This is a genomic window from Aestuariivita sp., assembly GCF_049276915.1.
Lineage (GTDB): Bacteria > Pseudomonadota > Alphaproteobacteria > Rhodobacterales > Rhodobacteraceae > Aestuariivita.
In genome coordinates this window covers 1-17817 of the sequence record NZ_JBASXK010000007.1, presented here as the reverse complement: position 1 = coordinate 17817, position 17817 = coordinate 1, and the positions used below count along the sequence as shown (strand labels likewise).

At 62.0% G+C, this 17817-nt stretch carries 19 protein-coding genes and 1 tRNA gene; 14 read left to right on the top strand and 6 right to left on the bottom strand.

All coding sequences use genetic code 11. From position 1 onward, the window contains the following. Nucleotides 1-125: 125 nt before the first annotated feature. Entirely contained in the window at nucleotides 126-1664 is a 1539-nt protein-coding gene (locus WAO69_RS00525) for an NAD(P)H-hydrate dehydratase (protein ID WP_422175640.1), read from the top strand. A gap of 64 nt (nucleotides 1665-1728) precedes the next feature. On the opposite strand, the gene WAO69_RS00520 is transcribed toward WAO69_RS00525, so the two are convergent. Next, complete coding sequence (locus tag WAO69_RS00520) at nucleotides 1729-2241, bottom strand: Hint domain-containing protein (protein WP_422175638.1); 513 nt, start codon at nucleotides 2239-2241, stop codon at nucleotides 1729-1731. Nucleotides 2242-2442: 201 nt separating this feature from the next. On the opposite strand from WAO69_RS00520, the gene WAO69_RS00515 reads away from it, so the two are divergent. The 3 genes from WAO69_RS00515 to tig all read left to right on the top strand — a co-directional run bounded on the left by WAO69_RS00515 (nucleotide 2443) and on the right by tig (nucleotide 5333). Continuing rightward, entirely contained in the window at nucleotides 2443-3513 is a 1071-nt protein-coding gene (locus WAO69_RS00515) for a Hint domain-containing protein (RefSeq protein ID WP_422175636.1), read from the top strand. Between the two features lie 81 nt (nucleotides 3514-3594). Beyond that, nucleotides 3595-3678, top strand: a tRNA-Leu gene (locus WAO69_RS00510). Between the two features lie 323 nt (nucleotides 3679-4001). Further along, nucleotides 4002-5333 carry a trigger factor gene (gene tig / locus WAO69_RS00505; RefSeq protein WP_422175634.1) on the top strand — a complete coding sequence of 444 codons (1332 nt, stop codon included), beginning with the start codon at nucleotides 4002-4004 and terminating at the stop codon, nucleotides 5331-5333. A gap of 215 nt (nucleotides 5334-5548) precedes the next feature. Here tig and WAO69_RS00500 read toward each other — a convergent pair whose 3' ends face one another. The 4 genes from WAO69_RS00500 to rpsF all read right to left on the bottom strand — a co-directional run bounded on the left by WAO69_RS00500 (nucleotide 5549) and on the right by rpsF (nucleotide 7531). After that, a complete protein-coding gene (locus WAO69_RS00500) occupies nucleotides 5549-6037 on the bottom strand; it encodes a transglycosylase SLT domain-containing protein (RefSeq protein WP_422175632.1) in 489 nt (162 codons plus the stop codon). A gap of 170 nt (nucleotides 6038-6207) precedes the next feature. Further along, nucleotides 6208-6837, bottom strand: coding sequence for a 50S ribosomal protein L9 (rplI, locus tag WAO69_RS00495; protein ID WP_422175630.1), 630 nt, complete (start codon nucleotides 6835-6837; stop codon nucleotides 6208-6210). Nucleotides 6838-6849: 12 nt separating this feature from the next. After that, nucleotides 6850-7077, bottom strand: coding sequence for a 30S ribosomal protein S18 (rpsR, locus tag WAO69_RS00490; protein ID WP_005852865.1), 228 nt, complete (start codon nucleotides 7075-7077; stop codon nucleotides 6850-6852). Nucleotides 7078-7102: 25 nt separating this feature from the next. After that, nucleotides 7103-7531 carry a 30S ribosomal protein S6 gene (gene rpsF / locus WAO69_RS00485; RefSeq protein WP_422175627.1) on the bottom strand — a complete coding sequence of 143 codons (429 nt, stop codon included), beginning with the start codon at nucleotides 7529-7531 and terminating at the stop codon, nucleotides 7103-7105. Between the two features lie 264 nt (nucleotides 7532-7795). Between rpsF and WAO69_RS00480 the strand changes: the two genes are divergently transcribed. Together WAO69_RS00480 and WAO69_RS00475 are read left to right on the top strand one after the other, a co-directional pair. Further along, entirely contained in the window at nucleotides 7796-8377 is a 582-nt protein-coding gene (locus WAO69_RS00480) for a hypothetical protein (RefSeq protein WP_422175625.1), read from the top strand. A 113-nt stretch (nucleotides 8378-8490) separates the two neighbouring features. Next, the gene (locus WAO69_RS00475) at nucleotides 8491-9072 is read left to right on the top strand and encodes a YceI family protein (RefSeq protein ID WP_422175623.1); all 582 of its coding nucleotides are present in this window, start codon (nucleotides 8491-8493) and stop codon (nucleotides 9070-9072) included. Between the two features lie 136 nt (nucleotides 9073-9208). On the opposite strand, the gene WAO69_RS00470 is transcribed toward WAO69_RS00475, so the two are convergent. Next, on the bottom strand, nucleotides 9209-10411 hold the full coding sequence (locus WAO69_RS00470) for a cytochrome b/b6 domain-containing protein (RefSeq protein WP_422175621.1): 1203 nt from the start codon (nucleotides 10409-10411) through the stop codon (nucleotides 9209-9211). Nucleotides 10412-10575: 164 nt separating this feature from the next. Between WAO69_RS00470 and fabD the strand changes: the two genes are divergently transcribed. The 8 genes from fabD to mltG all read left to right on the top strand — a co-directional run bounded on the left by fabD (nucleotide 10576) and on the right by mltG (nucleotide 17678). Beyond that, nucleotides 10576-11514 carry an ACP S-malonyltransferase gene (fabD, locus tag WAO69_RS00465; RefSeq protein ID WP_422175619.1) on the top strand — a complete coding sequence of 313 codons (939 nt, stop codon included), beginning with the start codon at nucleotides 10576-10578 and terminating at the stop codon, nucleotides 11512-11514. Nucleotides 11515-11523: 9 nt separating this feature from the next. Continuing rightward, a complete protein-coding gene (gene fabG, locus WAO69_RS00460; protein ID WP_422175617.1) occupies nucleotides 11524-12261 on the top strand; it encodes a 3-oxoacyl-ACP reductase FabG in 738 nt (245 codons plus the stop codon). Between the two features lie 198 nt (nucleotides 12262-12459). Continuing rightward, nucleotides 12460-12693 carry an acyl carrier protein gene (locus WAO69_RS00455; protein ID WP_005982462.1) on the top strand — a complete coding sequence of 78 codons (234 nt, stop codon included), beginning with the start codon at nucleotides 12460-12462 and terminating at the stop codon, nucleotides 12691-12693. Nucleotides 12694-12829: 136 nt separating this feature from the next. Continuing rightward, nucleotides 12830-13360, top strand: a complete 531-nt coding sequence (locus WAO69_RS00450; RefSeq protein ID WP_422175611.1) for a GNAT family N-acetyltransferase — start codon at nucleotides 12830-12832, stop codon at nucleotides 13358-13360. Between the two features lie 124 nt (nucleotides 13361-13484). Continuing rightward, the gene (locus WAO69_RS00445; RefSeq protein WP_422175609.1) at nucleotides 13485-14228 is read left to right on the top strand and encodes a HisA/HisF-related TIM barrel protein; all 744 of its coding nucleotides are present in this window, start codon (nucleotides 13485-13487) and stop codon (nucleotides 14226-14228) included. A gap of 1 nt (nucleotide 14229) precedes the next feature. After that, a complete protein-coding gene (locus tag WAO69_RS00440; RefSeq protein WP_422175607.1) occupies nucleotides 14230-15177 on the top strand; it encodes an arginase family protein in 948 nt (315 codons plus the stop codon). A gap of 72 nt (nucleotides 15178-15249) precedes the next feature. Next, on the top strand, nucleotides 15250-16509 hold the full coding sequence (gene fabF / locus WAO69_RS00435; RefSeq protein ID WP_422175605.1) for a beta-ketoacyl-ACP synthase II: 1260 nt from the start codon (nucleotides 15250-15252) through the stop codon (nucleotides 16507-16509). Next, nucleotides 16509-17678, top strand: a complete 1170-nt coding sequence (mltG, locus tag WAO69_RS00430; RefSeq protein WP_422175603.1) for an endolytic transglycosylase MltG — start codon at nucleotides 16509-16511, stop codon at nucleotides 17676-17678. Before fabF ends, mltG begins: the two co-directional genes overlap by 1 nt. The last annotated feature ends 139 nt before the right edge of the window (nucleotides 17679-17817 follow it).

Below are 17817 nucleotides of genomic sequence, written 5' to 3'. Positions count from 1 at the left end.
TTTTCGGGCCACAATCTGATAAGGTCAGGGGGGCGCATGGGTTGCGGGGGAATTCCGTGATGCGCTCAAATTTTGTGCATAGTGCATAAAAAGACATCGAAATTGAATCGTTGGGTGCGAATGACATGACCGGGCTTCTTACCGCCGCCCAGATGCGGGCACTCGAACAGGACGCGATGGACCGGGGCGCAGCTGTCGGGCTGGACCTGATGGAGCGGGCCGGGCGCGGCGTGGTCGAGGCGGTATTCGAACACTGGCCCGAGCTTGCGCAGCTTCCGCATCACGCCGTGGTGCTGTGCGGTCCGGGCAACAACGGCGGTGACGGTTTTGTTGTTGCGCGGCTCTTGCAGCAATGGGGCTGGCGGGTCGAGGTTCATCTCTTCGGCGATCCGGCCAAACTCCTGGGGGATGCGCGCGTCAATCACGACCGCTGGTGCGCCATGGGCAAGGTGCATCCCTTTGATGCCGCCACGCCGCGCCATGGGGATCAGGCTGACCTTTTTGTCGATGCGCTGTTTGGCACCGGGCTGACGCGCCCGCTGAGTTCGGTTCTCCTCGATTGGGCGCGCGAGCGGCGCGATGATCGCGCGGCGCAGGCAAAGACGGTCGCCGTGGATGTCCCTTCGGGCCTGTGCAGCGACAGCGGCCGCATCCTCGGAGAGGGGGGCGAGGCCGTTTGGGCCGCCCTCACGGTGACGTTTCATGCCCGCAAACTGGGTCATGTGCTGAATGCGGGCCCCAGCAGATCCGGCAGAACGGTCATCAAGGACATTGGCCTGACCCGGGGCGCAGAATCGGCGGCACATGACATTCAGGCTCCGACGATCGCCTTGGGCAAAGCCGATGGTGCCCACAAATACAGCCACGGCCACGCCCTGATCCTGTCCGGCCCGCCCGGTGCCGGCGGTGCGGCGCGACTGGCCGCGCGCGCAGCGCTCAGGGTGGGCGCAGGGCTGGTGTCTCTCTGTTGCGAGGCCGCGGCCATGCCGGAACATGCCGCACGGCTAGATGCGATCATGATCAAACCGCTCAATGGGGCAGGGGATCTGGCAAGGCTGCTTGAGGACGACCGCCTCAACGCGCTCTGCCTGGGGCCCGGTCTGGGACTTGCGCGCGCACGCGATCTGGTTGCGCTTGCCTGTGCCCGCGCCAGACCTCGCGGCACGGTTCTGGATGCGGATGCGCTCAGCGCATTTCAGGATGCGCCCCAAGACCTGTTTGCGATGCTGCATGAACACTGTGTTCTGACGCCCCATGCAGGGGAATTCAGCCGCCTGTTTCCGGATCTCGCCGAACAGCTCAACGCCCCCGCGCTCCATGGGCCGGCCTTTTCCAAAGCGGACGCGACCCGCGCGGCGGCAGCGCGCGCAGGCTGCGCCATCCTGTTCAAGGGCCCCGATACCGTGATCGCCGCTGCGGACGGGCGGGTGTCGATCCATGCCGCAATCCACGAGCGCGCGGCACCTTGGCTTGCCACCGCGGGATCAGGCGATGTGCTGGCAGGGATCATCGCCGGATTGCTGGCGCGCGGCGCAGCCCCGATGCAGGCCGCCGAGACCGCCGCATGGCTTCATGTCGAGGCCGCGCGCAGCTTTGGACCCGGCCTGATCGCCGAGGATCTGCCCGAAGAACTGCCCAAGCTGCTGCGTGCCTTGTGTGACTGAGGCAAGCAGCGCGCTGATGCGTCGGTATGCCTAACGACCCCAAGGGGGTACGAAACGGAAAAGATCAGGCCGCTGCACGCTTCCATTGAAGCATGGGCGCGCTCATCAATTCCAGCCCACCGGCATAGACAACCTGATCGCGGTTGAAGATCAGGCGGTGCAGGGTCATCTCCCGCTCGCCCAGGTCCAGGATGAAACCGTGATCGATCAGCATGCCCGCCACGCACACTGCCTGCGGCTGGCCGAACATCACCTTGGCACGCCAGTCACGCAACAGGATCGGCTGGCTGGCCGGCAATATCAGAGATGTTTCCGCAGCAATATCGCCAATGGATCCCGAGGTGAATTCAACCGCCGCTTCGGTAACTGTATCGACCTCGATCGCGATCAGTTTCGCAGCACCACTATTGCGCGTGATGATCCGGTCTCCGGGCGACAGGAATTCAATCGGAATATCTCCGTCCAATGTCCGCACCGATGTGCCTGTCAAAATGCCGCCCAGATCAATTTGACCTGAGATAAAGGGCCGGAACTGAGGAATCTCTTCACCAATCCGACCGCCCGTAAATGGGGTCATGACCGTTACTCGCTCTGCTGCCTCGTCTTTTTTTCGCCACAATATCTAAATGACTGATTAACTACGAGAAGTATTTCTGTGGTTGCGCTGCAACAGACAGGGACCGTGTTCCCCAAGCCACGGTGACGCAGCAGGCCGCCTCATGATAACTGTAACGAAATCAAGGCCGAAAAAGGCCGTGGATCGGGCAGGTCTGCATATATGGCGAACTACAGTTTCTGGGCGATTGGGGATTCCCAAATCTCGGTCTCCGGCGGGGGGCAACTCAGCGGTATTTCGCAGGGCGACGGCTCGCATCTGGTGGGGTTGAACATCACCCTCAACAGTTATGATTTCGAGGAAATTGATATTCGCGATGGCGGCAGTGACGTCAATTTCGACGACAATGATTCAAATCAGCGTTTGCGGGGCCGTCAGTTTTTCGATGGAGATCGATACAACAACAATACCGTGGTCGAAGCCGAATACCGCATCGTCCTGCGCGATCCCGATACCGGCATCGAATACCAGGCACTCGCCGTCAATTTCAACAATTCCTCCCCCGCCTATTCGACCGTCGAAGGTCTGGCCTTTATCGAGGTGATCCCGCCGGCAGGTGTCGCGCTGGAAGTGATCGCCGCCTTCGAGGGGCCGGGCAGTTCCGGCCGGCCCCCCCTGGATAACATCGAGATCGCGGTTCCGGCCTGTTTCACGCCGGGCATCCTGATTGATACGCCATCGGGGCAACGCCCGGTGGAAAGCCTACGGGCAGGCGATCTGGTTTCGACCTATGATCGTGGCCCACAGCCTCTGATCTGGGTGGGCCAGACAGGGCTTGGCGCGCGCGATCTGGCCCGCACCCCGGCCGCGCGCCCGATCGTGATCCGAAAGGACGCACTTGGCCCCGGAGTGCCCGCCCGCGATATGCGCGTCTCGCCCCAGCACCGCATTCTGATCTCGGGGCCACAGGCCGAGCTTTTCTATGGCGAACCCGAAGTCCTTGCCGCGGCTGCGCATCTGGTTGATGGCCACCGCATCCATGTCGATGAGACCGCGCAGCAGGTGCTTTACATCCATGTCCAATGCGCCTCCCATGAGGTGCTCATGTCCGAAGGCCTGCCCAGCGAAAGCTATAACCCCGGCGCATTGTCCCTGATGAGCTTTCCCGAGGTCCTGCGCGCACAGCTTGGCACGATCATGCCCGCTGGCATTGCGGCGATCGGCCCCTCGCTGGATGCCGCACGCCCCATGATCAAACGCCACGAAGCCGCGCTCTGGCGCGCGGCGGCCTGACGACACTTTTCCCTCGCCACTGGCATCAGGCTTTGCTAATCACACGCTGGCTGCCCGTGGCGACACGCGCAGATCAGACGTGCGGGTGTGGCGGAATTGGTAGACGCACCAGATTTAGGTTCTGGCGCCTTTGGCGTGGGGGTTCGAGTCCCTTCACCCGCACCATTTTTTTGGGCCTACCGCCTTCGGCTACTTGAGGCTGGTTTCTGGCCTACCGCCTTCGGCTACTTGAGGCAGGTGCGGCTCTGGGGTTCCCCGCGGGGAACCCGGTTTTCGATCTCCATTCACCCTGTCCACAGCATATGACCCCGTGGCTTGCGCCGACCTTGGCAGGGTGCCGCGCGCTTTCCGGCTGGTGCAACAGCACGCGCAAAGGCGTTAATCTGCGCGCGACCTCTTGTGCCTGCGCGCGCCTCTCTCTAGAAGGGCGCAGATTTCAAAAGACGCCTTGCCGCCTATGGGCGGCTTGAACCTATGGGGAATATCAGATGCAGGTCACCGAGACCCTGAACGACGGACTGAAGCGCGGCTATGCGATCACTGTGACCGCGGCCGAACTCGACGCGAAAGTAAACGAGAAACTCGCCGAGGCGCAGCCCGATATCGAGATGAAAGGGTTCCGCAAAGGCAAAGTGCCCATGCCGCTGCTGAAAAAGCAGTTCGGTCAGCGTTTGCTGGGTGAAGCCATGCAGGAAACCATCGATGGTGCGATGGCCAAGCATTTCGAAGAGTCAGGCGATCGCCCCGCCATGCAGCCTGCGGTCAAGATGACCAATGAAGACTGGAAAGAAGGCGATGACGTCAATGTCGAGATGTCCTATGAGGCGCTGCCCGAGATCCCCGAGGTCGATCTTTCCAAAGTGAAAGCCGAGCGTCTGGTCGTAAAAGCCGATGACGCAGCGGTTGACGAAGCGCTGGCCAACCTGGCCGAAACCGCACAGGATTTCAAAGCCCGCAAGAAAGGCTCCAAAGCGAAAGACGGCGACCAGGTCGTCATGGATTTCGTCGGCAAGGTCGACGGCGAAGCCTTTGAAGGCGGTGCGGCCGAGGACTATCCCCTGGTGCTGGGCTCCAACAGCTTCATCCCCGGTTTCGAGGAACAGCTTGTCGGCGTGAAAGCCGGTGAGGAAAAAGCCGTCACAGTGTCCTTCCCCGAAGACTATGGTGCCGAGCACCTTGCGGGCAAAGAGGCCGTGTTCGACTGCACCATCAAAGAGGTCAAGGAACCGGTTCCCGCCGAGATCAACGACGAACTGGCCCAGAAATTCGGTGCCGAGGATCTTGCCTCACTGAAAGGCCAGATCGCAGAACGTCTGGAAGCCGAGTATTCCGGTGCGGCGCGCGCCGTGATGAAGCGCGGCATTCTGGATGAGCTGGACAAGCTGGTGTCCTTCGATCTGCCTCCAAGCCTCGTCGAGGCCGAAGCGGGTCAGATCGCCCATCAGCTCTGGCACGAAGAAAACCCCGATGTGCAGGGCCATGACCACGCACCCATCGAGCCGACCGACGAGCACAAAGCACTGGCCGAGCGCCGTGTACGCCTGGGTCTGCTGCTGGCTGAACTGGGTCAGAAAGCCGAAGTGCAGGTCACGGATGCCGAAATGTCCCAGGCCATCATGGCCCAGGCGCGCCAGTACCCCGGCCAGGAACGCCAGTTCTTTGAATTTGTTCAGCAAAATGCGCAGATGCAGCAACAGCTGCGCGCCCCGATCTTTGAAGACAAGGTGATCGACTATATCACCGAGCTTGCAAAAGTCGCGGATAAGCAAGTCAGCAAGGACGATCTGCAAAAAGCCATCGAAGCGCTGGACGAAGAATAAACATCTCTACATGCGTGCACAGGTTTCAAGGGTCGCCCAGGGGCGGCCCTTTCTCTTTGCGCCGCCCTGTTCTGATCCGGCCTGTGCTGCGCATATGCACACGGCGCGCTGCCGTATTTCAAGCAAGAAGAAGCAACGGGCCGGGCGCGTCTGGTTCTTCTTCTTGCACCAAATACGGGCGGGGGTCTGGGGGCAGAGCCCCCAGCGGCGCAGCCTCAGGTCTTGAGGCCGGTCTCTTCCAGCAATCCGCGGCGTTTGGCTTCATGGTAATAGCCGCGTGCATACCAGCCGACGGCGGTGGCTTCATCGCCATCTGACACCAGCCAGGCACCGCGCAGGTACTTCACCGCGTATTTGAGGTTGGTTTCGGCGTCCAGAAGCTTCTCGGGCGGGCCCTGAAAGCCCATGCCGCGTGCGGTGTTGGGGTGGATCTGCATGAGCCCCATGTAAGGCCCGTTGCGCGCCGAGGGGCGGTGGGTGCTTTCGCGGATCACCACGCGCTGAACAAGCGTGCGGGGTACTTCGTAGTGATCTGCCCATTTGTTGATCTTGGCCCGCAGTTCGGGCGTTTCATTCGGATGACGCGGCAGGTCGGGGAGGGTCGCGCGGGCGACCTCGGGGGGGTGTTCGGAGCTGGCGCAGGCTGCCAGCGGAAGGGCGGCCAGAGACATCAGGATATGGCGACGGTGCATGTGGTTCATCATGTCGAAAGTTTAAAACCAATTGGTCGGTTGCGCGCAACCGCAGTTCCCTTGTCTGGGCAAAATCCCGCCAACAGGGCCCGCGAGCCTGGGCGGTGCCGCGTGCAAAGAAAAAGGCCGCGCCGATATGCCGGCGCGGCCTTTCACAAATCATGCCAGAGGGGCGATCAGGCTCAGGCCTTGTCGTCCTCGCCCGAAGGGGCTTCGTCGCGGGCAAAGGAGCGATCATCGTCGCGATCGTCCATTTCGGCCGCGCCGATATCGTCAAACAGCTCTGCGATCTCGAATTCGGCTTCGGCTTCTTCTTCCGCGGCCAGTTCCTGGATCGTTTTGCCAGAGGCCTGAAGGTCAGCTTCTTCCGGCGAGCGCGCCACGTTCAGCGTCATGGACACTGTCACTTCGGGGTGGAGCGTCACGGTTACGCTGTGCAGGCCCAGTTCCTTGATCGGGCGGTCGATGATGACCTGCTTGCGATCCAGGGAGAAGCCGGCTTCGCTTGCCGCTTCGGCTGCGTCACGGGTGGTGACGGAGCCATAGAGGTTGCCGCCATCGGAAGCCTGACGAATCACGATGAACTGCTGTCCATCCAGACGGCTGCCCAGGGCTTCGGCTTCCTTGCGGGTTTCCAGGTTGCGCGCTTCGAGCTGTGCTTTCTGGTTTTCGAACCCTGCGATATTGGCAGCGGAGGCTGACAGCGCCTTGCCCTGAGGCAGCAGGAAGTTGCGTGCATAGCCGGGTTTGACGTCGACGACGTCGCCCATCTGGCCCAGCTTGGCCACGCGTTCAAGAAGGATTACTTGCATGTGGGTATCTCCTTACTTCACGGCATAGGGCAGCAGGGCGAGAAAGCGGGCGCGTTTGATTGCGCGGGCCAGTTCCCGTTGCTTTTTCGCCGAAACGGCGGTGATGCGCGATGGCACGATCTTGCCCCGCTCCGAGATGTAGCGTTGCAGCAGGCGCGTGTCCTTGTAATCAATCGCAGGTGCATTATCACCCGAGAAAGGGCAGACCTTGCGACGGCGGAAAAATGGTTTTGCAGCCATGGTTTATTGTCCTTTCCTAATCTGATTACGCGCGGCGCTCGCGGCGTTCGCCACGATCACCACGGTCGCCCCGGTCACCACGGTCGCCCCGGTCACCACGATCACCACGATCACCGCGCTCGCCACGGTCATCACGTTTCTGCATCTGGACCGAGGGGCCTTCGCTGTGGGCGTCGACCTTGATGGTGAGAATACGCATGACATCGTCATGCAGGCGCATCAGGCGCTCCATTTCCTGGATCGCCGGCGCGGGTGCGTCGGTCTTCAGGAAGGCATAGTGGCCCTTGCGGTTCTTGTTAATCTTGTAGGCCATGGTCTTGACGCCCCAATACTCGTGCTCGACGAGTTTGCCGCCATTGTCCGAAAGGACAGCTCCGAAATGTTCGATAAGGCCTTCTGCTTGCGTGTTGGAAAGATCCTGACGCGCAATGAAAACATGCTCGTAAAGTGGCATGTGCACTCCTGTTTCTGTCAAGGCGCATTTCAAAGATGGGGCGATTTCTCTTTCACGGCCCCACCACGAGAGACTGCGCGGTTCATGTGTTTGTGAAAGAGCGCTCCGTATACACGGTTTACCCGAGCACGCAAGAGTATCGCGCATCGGGGCGATTGCCCGCGACTTTCCCTGCCTTGGCCATATTGCTGCCGTGTTGTCGGACAACCTTGAGGGGAACCAACGCGTCCCTTCAAGGCGCATTGCCATAGAACGGGACAGAGAATGACAACTGCGCAGATCAGCCTCCAGACAGCGCCGGCCAAAGCAGGCGATCACACCGCATCCGCAGGGGTGGCCGTTGCCATGAAGCAAAGCGTGTTCCCCACCGAACCGGTCCGGTCGCAGTATCAGGACCATCTTCCGGTCAAGCTGGGGTTCGAGGGCGGCCGGGTTCTCATGCATGCGTTCCTGCGCCTGACCGGGGCCTCGTTGATCCTGAGCGCACCGGCCCTGTGGCTGTTGCCCGGTTCGAATGCGGATCCGGCGCTTTTGCTTTACAAGCTGGGCGCGTCGATCTTCTTTGCGTTTTGCGGCACGGCGCTGATCCTGCGCAACAAGACATATTCCCAGCCCGAAGTGTATTTCGACCCGATCCGCCGTGAGATGCGCATTCTGCAAAAGAACGAGCGCGGTCGGCCCGTCACGGTCCTGCGGCGCAGCTATGACACATTGGGTGCGGCCAAGATCCGCGCCCGGCAGCTTGAAATCTGGGATGTGGATGGCAGCGTTCTGCTGAAAGTACCGCTGGCGGATCAGGAAGCGCGTCTGGCTTTGCATCACCAGCTGGGCGACCTTGTGCGCTGAGGCGCAGGTCTGTTCATTTTCTCACAGTCATTGTGATCTGGCGTCAGTTGTTATTGCGACAGTCTGCCCCACTTATGTGCTCACAGTTCACAGTAACCATGGAGCACAACAACATGAAACACATCCTGCTTGCCGCGGCGCTGGCCACCGGTGCCACAGCTGCTTTTGCGGCCCCGGCCAAATTTGCCCTCGACGCCAGCCACAGCCAGGTCGTCTTCAGCTATGACCATCTTGGGTTTTCCACCACCACCGGCATGTTCTCGGGCTTTGAAGGCGAGATCATGTTCGACGAGGCCAACCCTGCCAATTCCAGTGTGTCTGTTTCAATGCCCGTGATGAGCATGTTCACCGGTTGGGAAGCGCGCGAGCAGCATTTCATGTCCGGCGATTTCTTTGGCGCGGCCGAGGGTGACATGATCACCTTCACCTCGACCGGAATCGAAGTGACCGGCGACAACACGGCGCTGATCACCGGCGATCTGACGATGAATGATGTGACCAAATCGGTTGTTCTGGAAACCACGCTGAACGCGCTGGCCCCCTATCCGTTCGGCCCCAACCAGGGCAAACCCACGCTGGGTCTGGATGCCAGCACAACGCTGTTGCGCTCGGATTTTGGGCTGGGTGCATTTGCTCCGGCGGTGAGTGACGAGGTCGCGGTTCAGATTTCGATCGAGGCGCTGGCGGCTGAATAAGCACCACCTGACGAGATCAGAAACGACGCCGCCGGCCCCTTGGGCCGGCGGTTTTTTCATTCTGTGTCTCGGGTGGGTGTGCCTGCCTGCATATGCTGATCCGCTTGGGCGGGGCAAGGCCGCCCGGGCTGGCGCATCATTGAGAGCCTGTGGCGACCAGATCGAACCCGATCTCGACAGAGAACCCGACCGAGCTTTCGTCGGGATAGGCAACTCCGACGCCGAAATCGAGGCGGTTGACCGTCAGTGCGCCCGTGGCAGTGGCCGTACCCTCGGTGATGTCGATCTCGAAGGGCAGGGTGACCGGGACGGATTGGTCGCGGATGGTCAGCGGGCCTTGCACGACATAGCCGGTGTCGGTGCGCAGGATCTCACCGCTCAGCGTGGCGGTGGGGAAGGTGTCGGCGGCAAAGAATTCCGCACCCAGGGCCTGTCCGGTGACCGATCCCAGGGTGAGTGATCCGATCGAGACCGTGACTGTCACGTCGCCGGCGGTGCCGGGAGTCTCGCGGGGCTCGAAGCGGATCGCGGCGGTCCAGTCGGCGAAACTGCCTTCAACCGTGCTGCCGAGTTGTGTGACTGCGATGCCAAGGCGTCCGCTTTGCACGTTCCAGTCGGTCTCTACGGCCTCGAGTTCGGCGGCTTGGGGCAGAATGGCGGCATGGCTGTCATAAGTGCCCGTCGCCGCGCCGATGCCAAGGGCCGCCACCCAAACCGCCAGAGCGGCTGCGAAGGGGGCTTTGCCGTGGGCGGGCTGGTGGGGTAGGGAGACATCCACGCGGCCCGCCAGCATCCGGCGCAGGGTGGCATCGCGATCAAGCAGATGGTGTTTCAGCGCCCCGGCGACATGCAGGGCGATGGCCGCGATGAGCACCCATTTGGTGACAAGGTGCAAACCGGCAAACAGCCCCGAGATCGTTTCGTCCTTGGGCACGAAGGGCAGGTCTTGCCCGAAGGGCCACCAGATCGGGGCAAAGCCAGCGCTGGCGGCATGGTGAATCCAGCCCGTCAGCGGCACCAGCAGCAATGAGCCGTAAAGCAGCCAGTGCACGGTTTCGGCCAGGCCGGCCTCAAGGGGTTTGTCGGCGTTCAGCAGGCCCGGTTTGGGCTGGCTGATGGCCCAGAGGATCCGCGCGAGCGCCACGCCGAAGGCCACGATGCCAACGGTTTTATGCAAGGAGAACATCAGCGCTTTCTGGGCCAGCTGGTCGGACGTGTCATAGGGCAATTCATTGGCATACCAGCCCAAGGGGATCGCGGTGAAGATCAGCAATGCGGTCAGCCAGTGGAAGGTCTTGGTGACGCTGCCATAGTGGGTCTGTGTGTTGGTGGCGCTCATCGCATGTCTCTCTTTTGCTTTGCATACAGACCTATCGCGCCGACGGGCAAACTCAACTGGCATGGCTGCACATTCGTGGCGCAGATCTGCACAACGCGCGCCGGCGTTGCCCTTTGCGGTGCCAAAAGCTATGCCAAGGCAAAACACAAGCGAAAGGGACATGGATGAGCAGAGCCTTTGTATTCCCCGGACAGGGGGCGCAGACGATTGGCATGGGCAAGGAACTGGCCGATGCCTATCCCGCCGCCCGCGCGGTCTTTGACGAAGTGGACGAGGCGCTGGGTGAAGCGCTGAGCCAGCTGATCTGGGAGGGCGATATCGACACGCTTACCCTGACACAGAATGCCCAGCCTGCGCTGATGGCCATGTCCATGGCCGTGATGCGCGCACTCGATGCCGAAGGGGTCACGATCCAACAGGCGTCTTTCGTGGCAGGCCATTCATTGGGCGAGTATTCGGCCTTGGCAGCGGCGGGTGCCCTGAGCGTCACGGATGCCGCACGGCTGTTGCGCGCGCGGGGAGCCGCGATGCAGGCGGCGGTGCCGGTCGGCGTAGGCGCGATGGCGGCCATTCTGGGACTGGATCTGGAGGCCGTGCGCGCCGTGGCCGCCGAAGCGGCGCAGGATCAGGTCTGTGAGGCCGCCAATGACAACGATCCCGCCCAGGTGGTCGTGTCGGGCCATACCGCGGCAGTCGAGCGGGCTATCGAGATCGCGAAAGCCAAAGGGGCCAAACGCGCGGTTCTGCTGCCTGTCAGCGCGCCGTTTCACTGTGCATTGATGGAACCGGCCGCGCGCGCCATGGCCGACGCGCTGCGCGAGGTCGAGATCAAGGCACCTGCCGTGCCGGTGATCGCCAATGTGCTGGCCGCGCCGCAGAGCGATCCCGAAGTGATCCGGTCCTTGCTGGTCGATCAGATCACCGGAGCGGTCCGCTGGCGCGAAAGCGTGATCGAAATGGGCAGGCAGGGCGTGAGCGAGATCTGGGAAATCGGAGCTGGCAAGGCTCTGTCCGGGATGATCCGGCGGATTGATCGTGAGATTGCGACACAGAATATCGCCACGCCTGCCGAAGTGCAGGCTGTGGCGCAAAGCATCAACTAGGGGTGGGATATGTTTGATCTGACAGGGAAAAACGCGCTGATCACCGGCGCTTCGGGCGGCATTGGTGCCGCGATTGCCAAAAGCCTGCACAGCGCGGGCGCAACCGTGGGTCTGTCGGGCACACGGGTCGAGCCGCTGGAGGCTCTGGCTGGCGAACTGGGAGGGCGTGCGCATGTGCTGCCCTGCAATCTCAGCGATGGCGAGGCCGTGACAGCCCTGCCAAAGCTGGCCGCCGAAGCCATGGGCAGCGTCGATATTCTGGTCAACAATGCCGGCATAACGCGGGACAACCTGTTCATGCGGATGTCGGATGACGAATGGCAAAGCGTGCTGGATGTGAACCTCACCGCAACGTTCCGGCTGTGCAAAGGTGTGTTGCGCGGCATGATGAAGGCGCGCTGGGGGCGGATCGTGAATATCTCGTCCGTGGTCGGCGCAACCGGCAATCCGGGGCAGGGCAACTATGCGGCGTCCAAGGCGGGTATGGTCGGCATGTCGAAATCGCTGGCCTATGAGGTGGCCAGCCGGGGAATCACGGTGAACACGGTTGCTCCGGGCTTCATCGAGACGGCGATGACCGACAAGCTGAGCGAAGATCAGAAGGCTGCGATCCTCACTCAGATCCCGACAGGGCGCATGGGGCATCCGGATGAAATTGCTGCTGCGGTGCTGTACCTCAGCGCGCCTGAGGCCGCCTATGTGACTGGCACGACCTTGCACGTCAACGGCGGTATGGCGATGTTGTAGGTTCCGGCAGATGCCGGATTGTGAAAGCGTTTGCCATTGACGCCGTCTGTGTTATAGGCGGCGCACATTTGAGCGGGAGGCTTGTCCATCCGCAGCCCCGAGTGGGGTGAGACGCCCGGCGACGGGCACCAACCATGCCACCCCATCCGGGCAAGGGCAATTCAAGGGCAACAAGCCCGGAAGACGTGAGGAACAGACATGAGCGACGTCGCAGACCGCGTGAAGAAGATCGTTGTGGAACACCTGGGTGTTGAAGAGGACAAAGTGACCGAGAATGCGTCGTTCATCGACGATCTGGGCGCAGACAGCCTCGACACCGTCGAGTTGGTTATGGCGTTTGAAGAAGAGTTCGGGATCGAGATCCCAGATGATGCAGCCGAGACCATTCAAACCTTTGGTGACGCGGTAAAGTTCATCTCTGAAGCATCCTGAGCCGGTTTTATCGGCGGGTTTTCGCGGCATCGCCCCCACAGGGCGGTGCCGTTTTCTTTTGGTCTTGCCCGCAAGCAGGACCGGGGCGCAGGCTGGGGGAAAACCGAGTCACCCGAGCAGCAGGTCCCGCCCCACCATGAATCGTACCATTCCCATCATCAATACGGCGCGGGTGAGCCTGCGCCCGATGCGCCCCGAGGATTTCGACCGCTTTGCCGAGATCTGGGCCGATCCCGAGGTCTGCGCCGAGATTCGCGGCGGAGCGCGATCACGGGTGCAAAGTTGGGAGGCGTTTTTGCGCAATGCCGGACATTGGCAGATGACCGGCTTCGGTCAGTGGGCGATCTGGGAATCACACTCGCGCAGGATGGTCGGACAGACCGGGTTCTTTTTCGCAAATCGCGATCTGGGCGATGATTTTGATGCCTTCCCCGAAGCCGGTTGGGTTCTGGCGCGGGATGCGCAGGGGCAGGGCCTTGCGGCGGATGCCACGCAGGCGGCTCATGAGTGGTTTGACCGGGTGATCCATGGACCGCTGGTGGCGGTGATCACCGGGGGGCATGCGCGCTCGCTGTCGCTGGCGAAGCGTCTGGGTTACCGCGCTCTGCGTCAGACCGAGATGGACGGCACGCCTGTTGTTCTGATGCGGCGCAATGGGCCGCCCTGATCCGGGTCCTTGTCTGGCGCGATTAGACGGTGCGTGTCGAAACTGACCTTCGGGCTGCGCTGAAACTGTGTTAGCCTGCGCCACGCAAAGACCGCATATCTGGTCATCAGGGGAGGCTGTGACAATGATACTTTATCCTGCGATCGAACTTCAGCACGGGCGCTGCGTGACGCTGAACCGGGGCCGTCTGGAAGAGCCGATGATCTGGCATGTGGATCCGGTGGAGACGGCACGCGGATTTGCGACGGCGGGTGCGGATTGGATGCATGTCACCGATTTCGACGGCGTAGAGGGGCGCGATGGAAACACCGCGCTGTTGGTCGAGATCATTCGCGCAGCGGGTATCCCGGTCCAGATGGGCGGCGGCTTTCGCACGCGCGACTCGGTGGATCGCTGGATCGACAAGGGTGTCGGGCGTGTCGTTATCGGCACGCTGGCTGTGCAGAACCCGGCTTTGGTCAAGCAGTTGGCGCGGGATTATCCGGACCAGATCGTGCTGGCTGTGGATGTCTGGCAGGGTCGGATGATGACCCATGGCTGGCGCACGCCGGGTGCTTTGGCGCCCGAAGCCTTCATCGCGGCATTTGATGATGCGCCGCTGGCGGGAATCATCGTGACGGATATCGACAGCGACATTGACGAGGTTGATGCCCAGCTGAGCCTTATCTCGGGGCTTGCTGCAGAGGCGCGCCCTCCGGTGATCGCGAGCGGGATCGTGCGCAGTGTCGATGATATCGCGCGGCTGAAATATGTGCCCAATATCGCGGGGGCGATTGTCGGGCGTGCGCTGTTCAAGCGCGATGTGGATCTGGCCGATGCGTTGAAGGTGGCGCGCAGCGCATCCGAACCGGTGGCGGAATTTCTGTAACATGGCCAGCCGTGCAGACATGCTGGGAGGAGACGCGGGCAAGACGCTGATGGGATTGCCCGCGGCATCGGTTGACGGGTTCCGTGGAGATATCGCCGTCTTCGGGGCCGATTGTGCCACGCCCTATGGATCGGTCGGGGCCTATTGCGCGGGTGGGCCTGCGGCCATGCGGGCCGGTTCGGCGATTTTTGCCAGCAGCCATGATCGCTATAATTTCGACCTTGGACAGACCGTGTTGCCGGTCGGTTTGCGCGCCTTTGATCTGGGGGATGTGGTCACGGATCCCGCAACGCCCGAGGCCAACCGCGCAGAGATTGCGCGCGTGACCGCGGCCATTGTCGCGGCGGGTGCCGTGCCGGTTCAACTGGGGGGTGACGATTCCGTGCCTATCCCCATGCTGGAGGCGATGGCGGCGCGCGGTCCGGTGAACATCTTGCAGATTGATGCGCATATCGACTGGCGCGATGAGGTCGAGGGCACCCGCTGGGGGCTGAGTTCGACCATGCGACGCGCCAGCGAGATGGCTCATGTCAACCAGATCATTCAGGTCGGCGCACGCGGCGTCGGATCGGCCGGGCAGGCCGAGGTGGATGCAGCCCGCGTCTATGGGGCGCGGCTGTTCGCGGCCCATGAGATCCATGCAGCCGGTATGCGCGCAGTGATCGAGGCTGTGCCGAAGGGCGAACCTGTCGTCATCTGCTTTGACTGTGATGCGCTTGACCCGGCGGTGATGCCGGCGGTGATCGCGCCGACGGGGGCGGGGTTGAGCCATGCCCAGGTGCTGGAGTTGCTGCGCGGGGTGGCCGAGCGTGCTCCGATTGCGGCTTTTGATCTTGTCGAGTTCAAGCCGGATGCGGATCTGCATGGGATCGGCGCGCGCACGGCGGCAGAGATTCTTGTCACCTCGATGGGGCTGATCGCGCGATCCACTTCCGGTGGGGCGGGCTGAGTGCTCTTGCCCCCGGTTGCCCGCTCGGGGTAAGAGCGGGCAAGAGACTGACGACAGGCACGAGGGCAGTTCATGCGCAGAGTTGTAGTGACGGGGCTGGGGCTGGTGACGCCTCTGGCTGATGGGGTGGAAGAATCCTGGGCACGCCTTCTGGCGGGCCAGTCGGGTGCAGGCACCATCACCGGGTTCGATCCGGACGGGTTGGCGACGACCTACGCTTGCGAGGTCCCTTTGGGCGATGGCTCGAACGGCACGTTCAATGCCGACACCTACATGGAGCCCAAGGAACAGCGGAAGGTCGATACGTTCATCATGTTCGGGCTGGCTGCTGCTCAGCAGGCGGTCGAGGATTCCGGCTGGAAACCGCAGGACCGTGAAAGCCAGGAACGCACCGGCGTTCTGATCGGCTCGGGTATCGGCGGGCTGAATTCCATCGCGAACACAGCGATCCTGATGGAAGAGAAGGGCCCGCGCCGCGTGAGCCCGTTCTTTGTGCCCGGCGCGCTGATCAATCTGATCTCGGGTCAGGTAAGCATCCGCTATGGGTTCAAGGGGCCGAACCATTCGGTGGTGACGGCCTGTTCGACGGGCGCTCATGCGATCGGCGATGCGGCACGGTTCATCAAATATGGCGATGCCGACGTGATGATCGCCGGCGGGGCCGAGGCCGCGATCTGCAAGATCGGTATCGCGGGTTTCAACGCCTGCAAGGCGCTGTCCACCAAGCGCGGGGATGAGCCTGAAAAGGCCAGCCGCCCCTATGACGCGGATCGCGACGGCTTTGTGATGGGCGAGGGCGCGGGTATCGTCGTGCTGGAGGAATATGAGCACGCCAAGGCGCGCGGTGCCAAGATTTATGCCGAAGTGAAGGGCTATGGCCTGTCGGGAGATGCCTTTCACATCACCGCACCTTCCGAAGATGGCGAGGGCGGTGAACGCTCGATGCGGGCGGCACTGCGTGATGCCGGGATCGAACCCAAAGACATTGATTACATCAATGCGCATGGCACATCGACCATGGCCGATGTGATCGAACTGTCCGCTGTTGAGCGGCTTTTGGGCGATGCGGCCGGGTCTGTGACCATGTCTTCGACGAAATCGGCCACCGGGCATTTGCTGGGGGCTGCGGGCGCGATCGAGGCGATTTTCTCGATCCTTGCGATCCGCGATCAGGTGGCACCGCCCACGATCAACCTGGATAACCCTGCCGTTGAAACGCCGGTTGATCTGGCCCCGAACGCCAAGCGGGAACGCAGGATTGATTTCGCGCTGTCCAATTCGTTCGGGTTCGGTGGGACCAATGCCAGTGTGGTGTTCGGGAAAGTCACATAATGTGGCGCGCCATCGCCTCTAACGGTTTGTCGCTGCTGATCGTGGCGCTGTTCCTGCTGGGCGGGCTGATCATGTGGGGACAGGATCAGTATCGCGGCGCGGGGCCGCTGATCGACGCGATCTGCCTGCAGGTCGAACGCGGATCGAACATGGCCCGCGTGAGTGCGGAGCTGGAAGCATCCGGGGCTGTGAGCTCGGCGCGGATCTTTCGGATGGGGGCGGATTACTCGGAAAAATCCTCGCAGTTGAAAGCGGGCAGCTTTCTGGTCGAACCCGGTGCTTCGATGGAGACGATCGTTGATCAGATCACACGGGGCGGAGCGAGCACCTGCGGTACCGAGATCGTCTATCGCGTGGGGGTGACGCGGGTTCTGGCCGAGGTGCGTGAACTGGACCCGGCCACCAACCGCTTTGTCGAGAAGGTGGAATTCAACCCCGCAGAGGTCGATGCACCTGAGCTTTATGTGGCCAAGAAGGCCGAGCCGGGCACGCGGTTTCGCATTGCTCTGGCCGAGGGCGTGACCAGTTGGCAGGTGGTCGAGAGCCTCAAGGCGATGGATGTTCTGGACGGCGAGGTGGGCGAGGTGCCCGCCGAGGGCAGTCTGGCTCCGGACAGCTATGAGGTGCGTCTTGGCGATATCCGTGCGGATGTTCTGGCGCGCATGCAGGCGTCACAATCCGCGCGGATCGCGCAGGCCTGGCAGAACCGCCAGGAGGGTCTGCCTTTCGAGACGCCTGAAGAGATGCTGATCCTGGCGTCGATCATCGAGAAAGAGACCGGCAATGCCGAAGAGCGCGGGCCGGTGGCCAGTGTCTTCGTGAACCGGTTGCGCGAGGGGATGCGGCTGCAGACGGACCCGACGGTGATCTATGGGATCACAGAGGGGCGCGGCACCCTGGGGCGCGGCATTCGCCAAAGTGAGCTTCGTGCTGCAACACCCTGGAACACATATGTTATCACCGGGCTTCCGCCGACTCCGATTGCCAATCCGGGTCAGGCCAGCCTGGAGGCTGCAGCCAACCCGGCGGAAACGGATTACATCTTCTTTGTCGCCAAGACGCTGGATCCGGCGGATGGGCATAACTTTGCCCGCACATTGGATGAGCATAACCGCAATGTTGCCGCCTATCGGCGTCTGGAAGCCGCGCAGCCCGCATCGGACAACTGAGCGACGCGCGCTGGGGTAACGGTGATTTAACTAAAAATTTCTATAGTTTGCCGGTTCCTACTGGCGGCTTATTCCTTGACTTGGCGTGCTTATTCCCGTATAGGTTGTGGCAAGCTGGAAGATGTGCATTTGCGGCCTC